The 14,514-nt window shown below is 73.2% G+C and carries 10 protein-coding genes and 2 tRNA genes; 9 read left to right on the top strand and 3 right to left on the bottom strand.

The window, feature by feature from the left end:
• Window positions 1-73: 73 nt before the first annotated feature.
• The 5 genes from ABZ624_RS09320 (at window position 74) to ABZ624_RS09300 (ending at window position 5,179) form a co-directional block, all read left to right on the top strand.
• Window positions 74-982 carry a bifunctional MaoC family dehydratase N-terminal/OB-fold nucleic acid binding domain-containing protein gene (locus ABZ624_RS09320; protein WP_360084305.1) on the top strand — a complete coding sequence of 303 codons (909 nt, stop codon included), beginning with the start codon at window positions 74-76 and terminating at the stop codon, window positions 980-982.
• The gene (locus ABZ624_RS09315; protein ID WP_360084302.1) at window positions 979-1,377 is read left to right on the top strand and encodes a MaoC family dehydratase; all 399 of its coding nucleotides are present in this window, start codon (window positions 979-981) and stop codon (window positions 1,375-1,377) included. Before ABZ624_RS09320 ends, ABZ624_RS09315 begins: the two co-directional genes overlap by 4 nt.
• Window positions 1,374-2,540 (top strand): lipid-transfer protein, encoded by a 1,167-nt coding sequence (locus ABZ624_RS09310; protein ID WP_360084299.1) that lies wholly within the window; start codon window positions 1,374-1,376, stop codon window positions 2,538-2,540. The genes ABZ624_RS09315 and ABZ624_RS09310 overlap by 4 nt, the downstream gene beginning before the upstream one ends.
• Window positions 2,541-2,788: 248 nt before the next feature.
• Window positions 2,789-3,382, top strand: coding sequence for a SigE family RNA polymerase sigma factor (locus tag ABZ624_RS09305; protein ID WP_360084296.1), 594 nt, complete (start codon window positions 2,789-2,791; stop codon window positions 3,380-3,382).
• Between the two features lie 141 nt (window positions 3,383-3,523).
• Entirely contained in the window at window positions 3,524-5,179 is a 1,656-nt protein-coding gene (locus tag ABZ624_RS09300) for a long-chain fatty acid--CoA ligase (RefSeq protein ID WP_360084293.1), read from the top strand.
• A 51-nt stretch (window positions 5,180-5,230) separates the two neighbouring features.
• On the opposite strand, the gene ABZ624_RS09295 is transcribed toward ABZ624_RS09300, so the two are convergent.
• Window positions 5,231-6,460: an MFS transporter gene (locus ABZ624_RS09295; RefSeq protein WP_360084290.1), complete on the bottom strand. Its 1,230-nt coding sequence runs from the start codon at window positions 6,458-6,460 to the stop codon at window positions 5,231-5,233.
• Between the two features lie 135 nt (window positions 6,461-6,595).
• Between ABZ624_RS09295 and ABZ624_RS09290 the strand changes: the two genes are divergently transcribed.
• Complete coding sequence (locus ABZ624_RS09290; RefSeq protein WP_360084287.1) at window positions 6,596-7,177, top strand: TetR family transcriptional regulator; 582 nt, start codon at window positions 6,596-6,598, stop codon at window positions 7,175-7,177.
• 84 nt (window positions 7,178-7,261) lie between these two features.
• Here ABZ624_RS09290 and ABZ624_RS09285 read toward each other — a convergent pair whose 3' ends face one another.
• Window positions 7,262-11,950: a PAS domain-containing protein gene (locus tag ABZ624_RS09285; RefSeq protein ID WP_360084284.1), complete on the bottom strand. Its 4,689-nt coding sequence runs from the start codon at window positions 11,948-11,950 to the stop codon at window positions 7,262-7,264.
• Window positions 11,951-12,315: 365 nt separating this feature from the next.
• Complete coding sequence (locus tag ABZ624_RS09280) at window positions 12,316-12,822, bottom strand: SSI family serine proteinase inhibitor (protein ID WP_360084281.1); 507 nt, start codon at window positions 12,820-12,822, stop codon at window positions 12,316-12,318.
• A 169-nt stretch (window positions 12,823-12,991) separates the two neighbouring features.
• Between ABZ624_RS09280 and ABZ624_RS09275 the strand changes: the two genes are divergently transcribed.
• From ABZ624_RS09275 to ABZ624_RS09265, 3 genes are all read left to right on the top strand, one after another.
• Window positions 12,992-13,082, top strand: a tRNA-Ser gene (locus ABZ624_RS09275).
• Between the two features lie 219 nt (window positions 13,083-13,301).
• Window positions 13,302-13,374: transfer RNA gene (locus ABZ624_RS09270), tRNA-Arg, on the top strand.
• A 234-nt stretch (window positions 13,375-13,608) separates the two neighbouring features.
• On the top strand, window positions 13,609-14,109 hold the full coding sequence (locus ABZ624_RS09265) for a hypothetical protein (RefSeq protein WP_360084278.1): 501 nt from the start codon (window positions 13,609-13,611) through the stop codon (window positions 14,107-14,109).
• The last annotated feature ends 405 nt before the right edge of the window (window positions 14,110-14,514 follow it).

Below are 14,514 nucleotides of genomic sequence, written 5' to 3'. Positions count from 1 at the left end.
ACTTGCCATCATCTGACGGACAGTCAGAAACTGGCGTTGCGGTGATGCGGCTCGGGAGGACGAGGGGGCGGCTGTGAGCACGGCAGATGTGGGGTCCGACCCGCTCGGCGCGCGGCTCAAGGCGTACGAGGGGCGGCCGGCCGCCGTCGCCGGGGTGGGCAAGGACCCGGTGAACGCGCCGATGATCCGGCACTGGTGCGAGGCCATGGGCGATGCCAACCCGGCCTACCGCGGTCCGGAGGCCATCGCCCCGCCCACCATGCTCCAGGCCTGGACGATGGGCGGCCTGTCCGGACACGAGGGCCGCACGGGTGCCTACGACGAGCTGCTGGCCCTCCTCGACGGCTCGGGCTGTACGTCGGTGGTGGCCACCGACTGCGAGCAGGAGTACCCACGGCCCCTGCGCCCGGGCGACCGGGTCACGTTCGACTCGGTGATCGAGTCGGTCTCCGGCCGCAAGACGACGAAACTGGGCACCGGGTACTTCATCACGACCCGTACGGACGTCCGGGTCGACGGTGACCTCGTGGGCACGCACCGCTTCCGCATCCTCAAGTACGCCCCGGCCCGCCGAAAGCCCCCGGCCCCGCGTCCGCGCCCGGTGGTGGGCCGGGACAACGCCGGCTTCTGGCAGGGCGTGGCCGAGCACCGGCTCCTCATCCAGCGCTGCACGGGCTGCGGCACCCTGCGCCACCCCTGGCTGCCGGGGTGCAACGCGTGCGGCTGCCTCGACTGGGACACGGTCGAGGCGAGCGGCGAGGGCACCGTCTACTCGTACGTGGTGATGCACCACCCGCCCTTCCCGGCCTTCGACCCTCCCTACGCGGTCGGCCTGATCGAACTCGCCGAGGGGGTGCGGATGGTGAGCAACGTGGTGGGGGTGCCGTACGACAAGGTGCGCATCGGGCTGCCGGTGCGGCTTGAATTCCGGTCGTGCGACGAGGAGTTGACGGTGCCGGTGTTCCGAGTGGTGGAACGGTGAGGGCCGGGGAACAGCTGCCCCCGCTGGAGATCCCGGTGACGCGGACGCTGATCGTGGCGGGGGCGATCGCGTCGCGGGACTACCAGGACGTCCACCACGACGCCGAGCTGGCCAGGCAGAAGGGCTCGCCGGACGTCTTCATGAACATCCTGACGACGAACGGCCTGGTCGGCAGATACATCACGGACCACTTCGGCCCGACGGCGGTGCTCCGCAAGGTCGCCATCAGGCTGGGGGCGCCCAACTACCCGGGGGACACGATGGTGTTGACAGGCAGGATCGAGGCGGTCGACGGCGACACCGCCACCGTACGGGTCGTCGGCGCCAACGCCCTCGGCAGACATGTGACGGGCACGGTGACGGTCACGGTCCCGGGCGAGGAGGGCCGCCCATGAGCGTGCGCAGCCGCGACACCCTGGCCGGACGCGCCGCGATCGTCGGCATCGGGGCCACCGAGTTCTCCAAGGACTCCGGGCGCAGTGAGCTGCGGCTGGCCGTGGAGGCGGTGCGGGCCGCGCTGGACGACGCGGGGCTGGCGCCGGCGGACGTGGACGGGATGGTGACCTTCACGATGGACACCAACCCGGAGATCACGGTGGCCCAGGCCTGCGGGATGGGCGAGCTGTCCTTCTTCTCCCGGGTCCACTACGGCGGCGGTGCGGCCTGTGCGACGGTGCTGCAGGCGGCGCTCGCGGTGGCGGCGGGCGTGGCGGAGGTGGTGGTCTGCTACCGCGCCTTCAACGAGCGGTCGGGCCGCAGGTTCGGCGCGGGCGTGCAGCACCGGGAGCCCTCGGCGGAGGGCGTGGCGCTCGGCTGGGTGCTGCCGTTCGGGCTGCTCACCCCGGCCTCCTGGGTGGCGATGGCGGCCCAGCGGTATCTGCACGCGTACGGGCTGACGCCGGAGGTGTTCGGGCATGTGGCCGTGGTGGACCGCAGGTACGCGGCGACGAACCCGGCGGCGTACTTCCACGGCCGCCCGATCACGCTCGCCCAACACGCGGCCTCCCGCTGGATCGTGGAGCCGCTGCGGCTGCTGGACTGCTGCCAGGAGACCGACGGCGGGCAGGCGATCGTCGTCACGTCCCTGGAGCGGGCCCGGGACCTGCCGCATCTCCCCGCCGTGATCGCGGCTGCCGCCCAGGGCGCGGGCCGGGCGCAGGAGCAGATGACGAGCTTCTACCGGGACGATCTGACCGGCCTGCCGGAGATGGGCGGGGTGGCCCGCCGGCTGTGGCGCAGCTCGAGTCTCGGCCCGGCCGACATCGATGTGGGGATCCTGTACGACCACTTCACGCCGTTCGTGCTGATGCAGCTGGAGGAGTTCGGCTTCTGCGGGAAGGGGGAGGCGGCCGACTTCGTGGCCGAGGAGCGGCTGCCGCTCAACACCCACGGGGGTCAGCTCGGCGAGGCGTACCTGCACGGCATGAACGGCATCGCGGAGGCGGTACGCCAGCTGCGGGGCACGGCGGTGAACCAGATACCGGGAGCGGCCCGGACCCTGGTGACGGCCGGCACCGGGGTGCCGACGTCGGGACTGATCCTGACGGGGGACGGCTGATCCGAGGGCCTGGCCTCCACCCGGGGCCACGCCGACCGACGGGCCGGACCCGTGCCCGGTTCAGGGCCGGGCCGGTGGGCGGAGCCAGGAACGCTCGACCGGGAGTCAGGGTCGTACCCGTAGAGCGGGTGCATCCGCCGTCCACCTTCAGGAGGTGGAGTCAGCCCCACCCCTACAACCTGAGGGGGACTCCGCTTCGGGACCTGCGGGCGATCCGCCGGAGGGGAACCCGCTCCTAGCGTGGAGCCATGACCACACCCGTCTGCACCAGCGCCTCGGCCGCCGCCGCACCCAGGCGGCAGACCCTTTCCCACGCACGGCTCAGGCCGGGCGGGGAGACTCCCGCCTACCCGTCGTTCGCGTCGTACGTGCGCGCCCGCCAGCCTGTCCTGCTGCGGACCGCCCGCTCGCTGACCGCCAACCTGAGCGACGCCGAGGACCTGCTGCAGACCGCGCTCGCCAAGACCTATGCGGCGTGGGAGCGGATCGAGGACCAGCGGGCGCTCGACGGCTATGTGCGCCGGGCGCTGCTGAACACCCGGACCTCGCAGTGGCGCAAGCGCAGAGTGGACGAGTTCAGCTGCGACGAGCTGCCCGAGCCGGAGCCCGTGCCCGGCGACGGCGACCCGGCCGAGCGGCAGGCGCTGCACGACGCCATGTGGCAGGCGGTCATGAGGCTGCCGGCGCGGCAGCGGGCGATGGTCGTCCTGCGCTACTACGAGGACCTCAGCGAGGCCCAGACCGCCGAGGTGCTCGGGGTGTCGGTGGGGACGGTGAAGTCGGCGGTGTCGCGTGCGCTCGGCAAGCTGCGCGAGGACCCCGAACTGGAACTGATCCGCTAGTGCGGCTGGTCCGCCAGGCCGGAAATTCCCTCTGTTTTCTTCCCCGGGTGACCCATCCCCTAGTGACATACCGCGCGGTATGTGAGCAGAATCAGCGCTACCTCTACCACCGCCTAGGCAACGCCGCCCCGGGAGGACTCCGTGCTGAGCACCATGCAGGACGTACCGCTGACCGTCACCCGCATCCTCGTACACGGGACGCTGGTGCACGGGCGGTCCCAGATCACCACCTGGACCGGTGAGGCCGAACCCCAGCGGCGCAGTTTCGCCGAGGCGGGGAGGCGTGCCGTGCAGCTGGCGAACGCCCTGCGGGACGAACTCGGCGTCCGGGGCGACGACCGGGTGGCGACCCTGATGTGGAACAACGCGGAGCACGTCGAGGCGTACTTCGCGGTCCCGTCCATGGGCGCGGTGCTGCACACGCTCAATCTGCGGCTGCCCGCCGAGCAGTTGGTGTGGATCGTCAACCACGCGGCCGACAAGGTCGTCATCGTCAACGGTTCGCTGATCCCGTTGCTCGCGCCGCTGCTGCCCCAGCTGCCGACGGTGCGGCACATCGTCGTGTCCGGCCCCGGTGACCGTACGCCGCTCGCGGGCGCCACCGCGCGGGTGCACGAGTACGAGGAGCTGATCGCGGACCGGCCGGCCACGTACGACTGGCCGGAGCTGGACGAACGCCAGGCCGCCGCCATGTGCTACACCTCCGGCACGACGGGTGATCCCAAGGGCGTGGTCTACAGTCACCGTTCGATCTACCTGCACTCCATGCAGGTCAACATGACCCAGTCGATGGGCCTGACCGACCGGGACACCTCACTGGTCGTCGTCCCCCAGTTCCACGTCAACGCCTGGGGCCTGCCGCACGCCACCTTCATGACCGGCGTGAACATGCTGATGCCGGACCGTTTCCTGCAGCCCGCCCCGATCGCCGAGATGATCGAACGCGAGCGGCCCACCCACGCGGCGGCCGTCCCGACCATCTGGCAGGGCCTGCTCGCCGAACTCACCGCCCGGCCCCGGGACACCGCGTCCCTCACCCAGGTCACCATCGGTGGCTCCGCCTGTCCGCCCTCGCTCATGGAGGCCTTCGACCGGCTCGGCATGCACGTCTGCCACGCCTGGGGCATGACGGAGACCTCGCCGCTGGGCACGGTGGCCCGTCCGCCGGCCCACGCCGCCGGTACGGACGAGGAGTTCGCCTACCGCCTGACCCAGGGCCGCTTCCCGGCCGGCGTCGAGGCCCGCCTCACCGGCCCCGGCGGCGAACGCCTGCCCTGGGACGGCGAGTCGGCGGGCGAGCTGGAGGTGCGCGGCCCGTGGATCGCGGGTGCGTACTACAACGGCCCCGACGCCGAACCCCTGCGCCCCGCCGACAAGTTCAGCGAGGACGGCTGGCTGAAGACCGGCGACGTCGGGACCATCTCCCCCGACGGCTTCCTCACCCTCACCGACCGCGCCAAGGACGTCATCAAGTCCGGCGGCGAGTGGATCTCCTCGGTGGATCTGGAGAACGCGCTGATGTCCCACCCGGACGTCGCCGAGGCCGCGGTGGTCGCCGTGCCCGACGAGAAGTGGGGCGAGCGCCCGCTGGCCACGGTCGTCCTGCGGGAGGGCGCCACCGCCGACTTCACGACCCTGCGCACCTTCCTCGCCGAGGAGGGCCGCATCGCCAGGTGGCAGCTGCCCGAGCGCTGGACGATCGTCGAGGCGGTGCCGAAGACGAGCGTGGGCAAGTTCGACAAGAAGGTGCTGCGCAGGCAGTACGCGGACGGCGACCTGGACGTCACCCGTCTCTGACGCAGGAGCGGCACGGCCGTGCGACGCGTGCGGAAGGCGCGCTGCCGGCTCTCACCCACGCCGCAGCGTGGTCGTCCAGCCCAGCAGCAGCCCCAGCCCCGCCACCGCGCACACCCCGGCCCAGCCCCAGTGGCTGAAGGCGGGACCCGCGACGGCCGAGGCGAGGGCCCCGCCGGCGAAGCCGGAGACCACGTAGGCGGTGTTGGCGGTGGCCGGGGCGGACGTCGTGGTCAGGGCGAGGGTCTGGTTGGCGACGTGCGAGGCGACCAGTGCCGCATGGATGGCGATCGCGGCGGCGAACAGCGCGACCAGGACATGCCCGCCGAGCCAGAACAGCGGCACGGCCACGGCCGCGGCCAGATACGCGGTGCCTACGACCCGTGCCGCACCGAAGCGGTCCACCAGGCCACCGGCCAGCGGCGCCACCGCGCTGGAGGTCAGCCCGAAGAGGCCGAAGAGCCCGGCGGTCGCGGTGGACAGGCCGTAGGAGGGGCCGGTCAGCAGCAGCGCCAGCGATGTCCACAGCGCGCTCCAGGCGCCGAACATGCCGGCCTGCCTGAGGCACGCCCGCCACAGGTCGGGCGAGCGGCGCAGCAGTCCCGGCAGCTCGGCCAGGCCCGAGAACAGCCCGCCCTGCCGAGCCCGCCGCTCCGGGGGCAGGGCCAGGGCGGTGGCCAGGCCCAGCGCCAGGGTCAGTACCGCGGACCCGGCGAACACCCAACGCCAGCCGAAGGCCTGTCCGGCCAGGCCGCCGACGACACGGGCGGCCACGATCCCGGTGAACAGCCCGGCGATGACGGCCGCGACATGCCGGGCGCGCCGGTCCGCGGGGGCCCGTTCGGCGACCAGCGGGACCAGCAGCTGCGGTACGACGGTCGCGGCGGCGGCCAGGAACACGGCCGCGGCGAGGGCGGCGGTGCCCGGGGCCGCGGCGGCGGCGACCAGCGCCACCGTGGTGGCCACGGACAGGCCGGCGACGAGCGTGCGCCGGTTGACGCGGTCGCCGAGCGGGGCGAAGAAGAGCAGGCCGGCCGCGTAGCCGAGCTGGGCGACGGACGCGATCCAGGCCACGGCCGCGGGGACCGTACCGAAGTCGTGGGCGATCAGGGGGAGCAGCGGGGCCGCGAGGTAGATGTTCGCGGCGGTCGCGGCCGTGCAGACGGCGATGAGCAGGAGCAACGGACCGCCGGACGCGCCGGATGCGGCTGCGGACCAACGGCCGGGGGCACGGTCGCGGACACGTATCCGGTGTGCCGGGCGGGGGCGGGTGGCTGACGGCATGAGCGGTGGCACTCCTTGGAGCCGACTCTGACAACTAACTCGTTGGTTGGTAACCGTCAACAGGGTGCACCGCGTCCTCATTCCCGGTCAACCAAATAGTTGGTTACCTGCCTGGCCGGGCCCTACCCTGTCCCCATGGCAGCAGTCAGGGACCCCGAGGCCACCAAGGCCCGTATCTTCGAGGCGGCGGTCGCCGAGTTCGCCCGGCACGGCATCGCGGGCGCCCGCATCGACCGCATCGCCGCCGGGGCCAAGGCCAACAAGCAGCTGATCTACGCCTACTTCGGCAACAAGGCGGAGCTGTTCACCCAGGTACTCGGCACCTGCATGGTCGACCTGGCCGCCGCCGTCCCCGTCGACCCCGACGACATCGAAGGCTGGGTCGACCGCCTGATCGACTACCACGCCACCCACCCCCAGCTGCTGCGCCTGCTGTTCTGGGAGGGCATCGAGTACGGCACCGCCGAGCTGCCCGACGAGCCGACCCGCCAGGAGCACTACGCCCGGAAGGTGGCCGCAGTCGCCGACGGCCAGGCCCGGGGCGTGATCACCGACGCGTTCCCGCCCGGCGACCTCCTGCTGCTGCTGACCGCCCTGACCAACTGGATGGCCGTGGTCCCGCAGATGCGGCGCATCCTCACCGGCACGCAGGACACCGACCGCGACCGCCTGCGGGCCTCCATCAAGGAGGCGGCCCGCAGGCTGGTGGCACGCTAGACCGACAGGGCCCGGACAACAGCACCGGGCAGCCGACGGCGCCGCACCTCCCCAGGGGCGGTGCGGATCGGCGCCCGAAGGCGACTAGTTCGTGCCGATCCTGGCCAGCAGGTCCACGATCCGGTCCTGCACCTCGGTACTGGTCGACCGCTCCGCGAGGAACAGCACTGTTTCGCCCGCGGCCAGCCGGGGCAGGTCGGCCTGGTCGACGGCGGCCGTGTAGACGACCAGCGGGGTGCGGTTGAGCTGACCGTTCGCGCGGAGCCAGTCGATGATCCCGGTGAAGCCGGCCTGCCGCCGCTGCACCTGCATCAGGTCCATCACCACGAGGTTCGGCCGGAACTGCCCGGCGAGCGTCACCGCGTCGTTGTCGTTCGCGGCCCGCGCCACCTGCATCCCGCGCCGCTCCAGCGTCGAGGTCAGCGCCAGCGCGATCTCCGCGTGCTCCTCGATGAGCAGCACCCGCGGCGGGTGCTGCTCGCTGTCCCGCGGCGCCAGCGCCTTCAGCAGAACGGCGGGGTCGGCGCCGTACGCCGCCTCGCGCGTCGCCTGCCCGAGTCCGGCCGTCACCAGCACCGGCACCTCGGCCGCGACCGCGGCCTGCCGCAGCGCCTGCAGGGCCGTACGCGTGATGGGCCCCGTCAGCGGGTCCACGAACAGGGCGGCCGGGAACGCCGCGATCTGCGCGTCGACCTCCTCACGGGAGTGCACGATCACCGGCCGGTAGCCACGGTCGCTCAGCGCCTGCTGGGTCGGCGCGTCCGGCGCGGGCCACACCAGCAGCCGGCGCGGGTTGTCCAGCGGCTCCGGGGGCAGCTCGTCGTCGAGCGGCTGCGGCAACGGCGCGTCCGAGACCTCGACCGCCCCACCGGGACCGTCCAGCGGCTCGGGCCCCTCGGCGGCATCGGCGTCCGGCGCGCCTATGGCGTACGACCGCCCGGCGCCCTCGGTGCCGGGGGCGAGCAGGGACTGCCCGGGGAGCGACGGCTGCGCCTGCGCGGGGACCGGCTGTCCGCCGAGCGACGGCTGTGCGGGCGACGGTGCGGCCGGCGGATGCGGCAGGGCGGCCTGCTCCGGCTGCTCCGCGCGCTGGGCCGGGTCGGGAGGCGTGCCCAGCTTGCGCCGCCGGCCGGATCCGCCCGGCGCGTGCGGCGGCGGGGTCGCCGTCGGCTGCTGCACCTGCGCGGCCTGCCGCGCGAACGGCACGCCCTGCCCGAGCGTGCGCACACTGATCGCCCGGCCCTGCGTCGAGTTCGGGTCGACCGCGGCATCCTCGGCGGGCAACGGCTGCGCGGCCCGCGGCGCCTGCGCACCGGCGTGTTCCGCGGGGAGCGGGGAGCCCGTGGCCGGCGTGCCGGTCTGCGGTACGGGCGTGCCCGCACCGGAGGTGTCATCGGCGCCGGGCCACTGCTGGGGCACACCGGGTGCCTGGACGGCCGCCGGCATCTGCCCGGTACCCGCCCCGGCCGGGGCCGCGGGGGGCTGCTGGGCCGGGAGGGCCGGTCCGGAAGCGGCCGGTACGGGGCGGCCGGCGGTGCCGTGCGTGGGCACCGCGGGCGCGGCGGAGTGCGCTGCGGCAGGCTGCTGACCGGGTACGGACACACCGGCGGGGGCACCCGGCGCCGCCTGTGCGGGAACGGGCGTCTGCCCCGCGGCTGCCGCGGGACCGGCCTGGACGGGGATGCCCTGCCCGGCCGTGCCCTGCGCCGGAAGGCCGTGCACGGGGGTGCCCTGCCCGGGAGTCGGTGCCCCGGCGGGGTGCGGCCCGGCCTGCCCCGGGAGCGCCTGGCCGGCAGCGGCCTGTGCCGGAGGCGTCTGTACGGAGGGCGTCCGCGCGGGAGGTGTCGGTGCCGAGGCCGGCTGCGCGCTTTCCGGTGCCTCGGGGGCCGTCGGCTGAGCGGGCTCCGTCGGCTGGGCCACGGCCCGGCGGCGGCGACCGGTCGGCGCGCTGGTCGGATGCGGCTGCGGCGGGGTGTGGTCCGAGGCCTGGTCGAGCGGTACGGCATCATGCCGGCCGACGTCACCGGGTGCCCCCGTGACGGGCAGCGGCTGCTGAGCCGGCACCTGCACCTGCATCTGCCCGGTGCCCTGCACCTGCCCGGCGCCCTGGACCGGAATCCGCGGCTGCCCCCCGGCGACTCCCGGACCGGCACCCGCACCCGGCCCGGCGGGCGCGACCATCCCGTGACCGGCAGGGGCAACGGCTCCCGGACCGGCAGGCGCACCGGCCCCCGGACCGACCGGCACGGCGCCCCCGGGGGCCACAGGCGTGCCCGCCACCGGAACCCCACCGGTGGCCGGAACTCCACCGGTCGCCGGAACCGTACCCACGCCGTTCGCCGCGTCCGCGGACTCCGGTGAGCGGTCGGCCTCGGCCGGCGGCAGGGCGAAGACCGTACGGGCGCCGGCCTCCTGGACGGCGGCCCGCTCTGCCGCGGCGGCCAGCGCACGCCGGCGCCGCCCGGTCGGCTGCCCGCCCTCGGCCGGAGCGGCCTCGGCCTGCGCACCAGGAAGGGCCGGAGCCCCCGGCGCCGCCCCGCTGCCTGATGCTGCGGCGGGCAGGGCGGCCGGCAGGGCCGGCTGCGCAGCGCCCGAGTCATGGGGAGCGCGTCGGCCCGTGGGCGCGGGCACGCCCTGGGGCGGCACGGCGGAGCCGAGGCCCGTACCCGAGGCAGCGGCCCCGGCGGCATGCTCGGCGGCCGTCACCACCGCACCCTCACTCACGGCCGCACCGTCACCGCCGTCGCTCTCGGCGGGCCGGCCACGCCGTCGCCCCCTGCCACCGGACGCGTTCTCCGGGCCCTCGGCCGCGGGGACCACGCCGGTCTCCTCGGTGGGCGCGGCGGCCCGCCTGCGGCGCCGCCCGGTCGGGACGGGCGCCTCCGCGTCACCGGTCTGACCCGCCGCGGCCACCTCACTCTCCAGGAAGGCGTCCGTGGAGGCGCGCCGGGCCCGCCGCCGTCCGCCACCGGCCGACTGCTCGACGGCACCGGTCGCCTCCTCCGCGGCCGACGCGCCGCCGCCGGAAACCTGCGCACCCGGTCCCTGCATGCCCAGTCCCTGCCCGGCCGGAGGCGCCGCGGCCGTCGGCACCTGTCCGTCGACCGTCCCGGCGCCACCGCCGAGCGGCACTTCCAGCACATACGCGCTGCCGCTCATGCCCGGCACCTCGTGGGTCTGCAGCACGCCGCCGTGGGCCCGTACGATCCCGCGCACGATCGGCTCGTGCACCGCGTCTCCCCCGGCGTACGGCCCGCGCACCTCGATCCGCGCGACCTCACCGCGCTGCGCGGCGGCGACCACGACCGTGTTGTCCAGGTAACCGCCCGCGGAGACGGGCGAGTTGCCGGTCGCGTCGACGCCGGCCACGTCCGCCACGAGGTGGGCGAGCGCGGTGGCGAGCCGCTGCGGGTCCACCTCGGCCTCGATGGGCGGCGCGTGCACGGCGAACTGCACCCGCCCCGGCCCGATCAGCTCGACGGCCCCGTCCACACCCGCGGCGACGACGGCGTCCAGCATCACCTTCGTACGGTGGATGTCCTCGGCGCCGGCGTCCAGCAGCTGATAGCCGAGGACGTTGTCGATGAGCGTCGTGATCCGCGAGTACCCGGCGGAAAGGTGATGGAGCACCTGATTGGCCTCGGGCCACAGCTGCCCGGCATCGTCGGCGGCCAGCGCGGCCAGCTCGCGCCGCAGCTCCTCCAGGGGCCCGCGCAGCGACTGCCCGAGCAGGGTCAGCAGCTGTTCGTGCCGCCCGGCCAGGGCCTCGTACCGGTCCTTCTCCCGCTCGGCGAGCGCGGCGTACCGCTCCTCGCCGGCGGCCAGCTCCTCCGCATGCTCCTCGCGGAGTTCCTCGAGCTCGGTGACATGCTGCTGGCGCAGCGCGGTCAGGTCGGAGGCGTGCTCCTCGGAGAGCCGCTCCACCTCCTGGGCGTGCGCCTTCTCCAGCGCCGCCTTCTGCTCGGCCAGGGTTTCGAGCGGCCGCCGGTCGGTGAAGGTCATCACGGCGCCGACGAGCTGGTCCCCGTCGCGCACGGGAGCGGTGGTGAGGTCGACGGAGACCTTCTCCTTCCCCTTGGACCACAGCGCCTGCCCACGCACCCGGTGCTTGCGCCCGGAGCGCAGGGTGTCGGCGAGCGGGGACTCCTCGTACGGGAAGGGGGAACCGTCGGCACGCGAGTGCAGTACGAGCGTGTGCAGCTCCTTGCCGCCCAGTTCACCGGCCCGGTAACCCAGTATCTGGGCGGCGGCCGGGTTGACGAGGACGATCCGTCCCTCGGTGTCGGTGCCCACGACGCCTTCGGACGCCGCCCGCAGGATCATCTCGGTCTGCCGCTGCGAGCGGGCCAGCTCGGCCTCGGTGTCGACGGTCCCGGACAGGTCCCGTACGACGACCATCAGCAGCTCGTCGCCGGTGTAGCCGTAACCGTCGTACGCCTGCTGGCCGTTCTCCAGATTCGCGCTCGTGACCTCGACCGGGAACTCGGTTCCGTCGGTCCGCCGCGCGATCATCCGCGTCGGTTTGGTCCGTCCCCGCGGGTCCATGTGATCGGGCCGCCGCATCGAGCCGGGGATGAGCCGCGAGTCGAACTCCGGCAGCAGATCGAGCATCCCGCGCCCGACGAGCGCCGTGCCCGGCGCCTCGAAGGCCTCCAGCGCGATGGTGTTCGCGTTGACGACGGTTCCGTTGGCGTTGACCAGGACCAACGCGTCCGGCAGCGCGTCGAGTATGGCTGCGAGGCGAGCAGCGCCTCGGGATGGCCTGCTGCTCACGAGACGCCTTCCTCCCTGTTACCGCACCTTGCCGACCGCTCGGGCCATCTTGCCAACCGGCCCGCGACGTGTCACGCGAGGGAGTCTAAGCGCACGCGTTGCGCTCGCGACGCCGGATGAGAGGGAGGTCCCACGACGAAGTGACACCGAACGCGTGACCACCCGCCGACCACGGCCTCCGGCTGCACCGACGACGGCTCCTTCGGCCCGCCTCCGGTTCGGCTCCGGCCCCGCTCGGGCCCCGCTCAGGCTCGGCTCCGGCTCCGCTCCGGCCCCGCGAGACCTTCGCGGGACCTTCACCGGGCCGGTGATTTCAACGGAAGACCCCCATGAGCCAGCACACCCAGCCCCCTCGCCCCAGCCGCTCAGGCGGGCACCGAGCCCAGCTCCGGCAGCAGCGGCACCAGCCCGTTCCACCGCCCGATCTCGCACCCGTTGCTGCGGTCGTAGCCGGCGTCGACCCTGCGTCCGGCCCAGGTGCCGGTCACCCGGGCGGTGGCCGGTCCGCCGTAGAGCATGGTGCAGGTGGTGCCGGGTGCCACCGGAGCGAAGAGGTCCCGCCCCCAGCGCGTGCGCCCGTCCAGCAGCCGGCAGGCCTCCGCCGCGTCCGGGTGACTCCCGCCGGCCGGATGGCAGGACAGGTCGTACGTCCCGTCCCGCCCGGATCCGGCCTGCCGCACGACGACGGTGAGGTGATCGCCGCCCCGGTCCTCGGGCCGCACGGGCGACGGCCCCGCGGGCGCGGCGACGGCGGGTACGGCGGACAGGGCGAGGAGTCCCGAGACAGCGGCGAGGACAGGACCGACGCCGCCGCGAACCGGGCCCGGCCGGACACCGGCGCGCGCCGGACCTCGCTGAAGAAGAAAGACCATGACCTGCCCAACGCCTCCGGCCGCCGGATGTTGCGGCACGCCTCGCCGTAGGAAGCCCTTTGCTCTGTGCCCCGACTGCCTAGTACCGTGGGGGGCGATTGGTGACAGGCCGCTCGGCTGTGTCATCATCTGCACGCACCACTCGCGCGCTCGTGTGAGCGGTTGTGCTGGAGGCGTCGCCTAGTCCGGTCTATGGCGCCGCACTGCTAATGCGGTTTCGGGCTAACACCCGATCGAGGGTTCAAATCCCTCCGCCTCCGCACCGATCCCGAAGCCCCGGTCCCAGGACCGGGGCTTCGGCGTTCCCGCGCCGGCTGCCCCCTATGTGTCCCCTCTTGGCCTCCCATCGGCGTTTCCGCAGGTCACAAGGGGTGCGCCAATCGGATTTCACATGGCGGCGGCAGTCATGTAATGTTCTTCCTGTCGCCGGGACGGGCCGAAAGGGCCGAAACGGAGACAAGAACAAAAGAACAGCACAAGCACTCGTAGCTTAACGGATAGAGCATCTGACTACGGATCAGAAGGTTGCAGGTTCGAATCCTGCCGAGTGCACAACAGTTCAGAGGCCCTGTGGAGCGATCCACAGGGCCTCTGGCTTTTGCCTTGACGGCAAGGTTGGCCGGTGCTTTTGGAGCCGTCGGCGGGTGGACCGTTTGGGTCATATGCCAGCCGCAACTCTGGAAATGTAACGCACAGTGACGATTCGGGGGGCGGGTTGTCGCGCTGCGTGTAACGGTGGGAGGGCAGGCATATGCCCGCGCCGGTCCCATCCCATGAGGAGTACCAGTGACGACGCAGCCATACGCGCCGCCCCAGCCGCAGTACCCGTACCCGCCGCAGTTCCAGCCGTACCCACCGCAGCCGTACCCCTACCCGCCCCAGGGGCAGTACCCGTACCCGCCGCAGTTCCAGCCGTACCCGCAGCCGTACCCGTACCCGCCGCAGTCCAACGGGGGAACGGAGAAGGAATACCCGCAGCTCACCGCAGCGACGGTGAAGGGAACTGTGATGGGCCAGGCGCAGGCTCAGATCAGCGCGAAGCTCATCGACAGCGACGGCGAGCCCATCAAGGGCGTGCCCATCACGTTCACCGTCGGGTCGGGCCGACAGATCGGTATCGGGGTGACGGACGCGACCGGAGTCGCGCACCTCGACAGCGGCTCCAACCTCCTCGACCCCATTCTGTGGGCCCAGGCGCTCGGTTCTGGCTACGAGGCGCAGTTCCAGGGCAACAAGAAGTACATGCCCGCGCTCGCGCACGGCAAGATCGAGCCCAGCCTCGGCTGACCGATTGAAGACCGCGGGCTGTTCACGCAGCCCGCGGTTCGCAGCGGGCGCCGGTCTCCACCGCTCCACCACCAGCGGGCAGACCGGCGCCCGACTCGCGTGAGGAAGTGTGGCGAGGCCGGCAGGGGGTTGCTGAGAACACCCGTGCCGGGCAACTCGACAACCAGAGGCCGGGGTTGCGGCAGCACGCGAATCCGAGCGCGCCAACTGCCCCGGCACCGGCGGCACCGGTGTTCTGATCCGGTGTTCTGATCCCGGTGGAAGCTGAGGTCATCCGGACGGTGAACCGGTTAACGGAACTTCCATCTCCGGTACAACCGTTCGCCGCGCCCGTAGGTCTTCGGTACGAGTCGCCAGACTCCTCAGAACCGTCGGGCCCGTGAGTCCCCCACCTCGCTGCGGCCC

The sequence above is a fragment of the Streptomyces sp. NPDC007205 genome (assembly GCF_040634095.1).
Taxonomy (GTDB): Bacteria; Actinomycetota; Actinomycetes; order Streptomycetales; family Streptomycetaceae; genus Streptomyces.
Note: the sequence above shows the minus strand (reverse complement) of the source record. Positions and strands in the feature narration are given on the sequence as shown.